The sequence below is a fragment of the Rhodopseudomonas sp. BR0C11 genome, from assembly GCF_010820945.1.
Lineage (GTDB): Bacteria > Pseudomonadota > Alphaproteobacteria > Rhizobiales > Xanthobacteraceae > Rhodopseudomonas > Rhodopseudomonas palustris_H.
Genome location: NZ_QTKI01000726.1, coordinates 1 through 1,148 on the forward strand (window position 1 = coordinate 1; position 1,148 = coordinate 1,148).

Genomic DNA, 1,148 nt, shown 5'->3' on the forward strand with positions numbered 1-1,148 from the left:
CCTTCATCATCGCGCGCGGATTCTTCGCCGCCCATTCGCGCTGCACCACGGCCACCGAGGCGATCTGCTCGTGGGTGATGCCGTAAGTCTTCATGAACCGCAGCACCGGGATCGGGAATTGGCTGGGTGGCCCGTAGATGCCGTAGGGCGCTTCGAACTGTCCCTGCAGGCTGTCGGCGGGAATCGAGCGCGGCAGTTTGCCGATCATCGACTTGCCGCTCTCGGCGTGGGTGATCAGCACGGTCTTGCAGAGGCCGGCCTCGATCGCCGCGGCGGCGTGGCGGACGTGCAGCATGAACGAGCAGCCGCCGACGGAGGTGCCGTCGACCCAGGTCGGCGTGATGCCGAGATAGTGAGCGATCTGCTGCGGCGTCTCCACCGCAGTGGCGATGCCGTCGATGTCCGACAGCTTCAGCCCGGCGTCGGCGATCGCGTTGAGCGCGGCGTCGGCGTGGAGCTGGATCTGCGACATGTCGGGGATGACGCCGAGCTTGGTGGTCTCGGCGGCGCCGACGATAGCAACCTGATTACGACGCATGATGCTTACCCCTTCGCCGGACGGAATTGCGGAAGGGTGAGGGCGTCGTGGATCTTCTGGAAGGTGACTTCCAGCTTCATATCGAGTTCGAGCGCCTCGGGCGTTTGCGGGCACTCCAGGATGTTGCTCATCATCCGCGGGCCCTCTTCGAGCTCGACCACCGCGATCGCGTAGGGCTCGGTGAAGCCGGCCGCCAGCGGCCGATGATTGATCACGTAGGAATACAGGGTACCGTTGCCGGAGGCCTTGAACACGCTGACCTCGCGTGAGCCGCATTTCGGGCAGAACGGGCGGGGCGGGAAGTACGCGTGGGCGCAGGAATCGCAGCGCTGAAGCCGCAGTTCGCCTTGCTTGGCGCCGTCCCAGTAGTGCTGGGTTTCCGGAGTGATCTTGGGACGTGCGCGTGCGGGTTCAGCCATGTCTTAGTTTTCTCCCTGAGCTGGCTCGTGGGCCCATCGGTTGTGCGGTCTTGATGCGATATCGGCCCGCCAGCGTCAACACGCGCAGGGCGCGGAGCCTTGTGCAGGAATTGTATTCCGCAAAGCGGACAATCGCGGAGCCCGAGCGATGCGCTCAGCGCGGGGCCGGAGCAGCCGGGGCGGCGGATGGC

At 65.5% G+C, this 1,148-nt stretch carries 2 protein-coding genes; both read right to left on the bottom strand.

Features of this window, described 5'->3' with window-relative positions:
- A partial coding sequence (locus tag DYI24_RS26915) for a thiolase family protein (RefSeq protein ID WP_502706388.1) occupies window positions 1-538 on the bottom strand: 538 nt, incomplete at its 3' end.
- Window positions 539-543: 5 nt separating this feature from the next.
- Entirely contained in the window at window positions 544-957 is a 414-nt protein-coding gene (locus tag DYI24_RS26920) for a Zn-ribbon domain-containing OB-fold protein (RefSeq protein ID WP_164574496.1), read from the bottom strand.
- Window positions 958-1,148: the final 191 nt, after the last annotated feature.

Coding starts and splice junctions, on each gene's coding strand:
- DYI24_RS26920 (WP_164574496.1), bottom strand. CDS start 957: ATGGCTGAACCCGCACGCGCACGTCCCAAGATCACTCCGGAAACCCAG.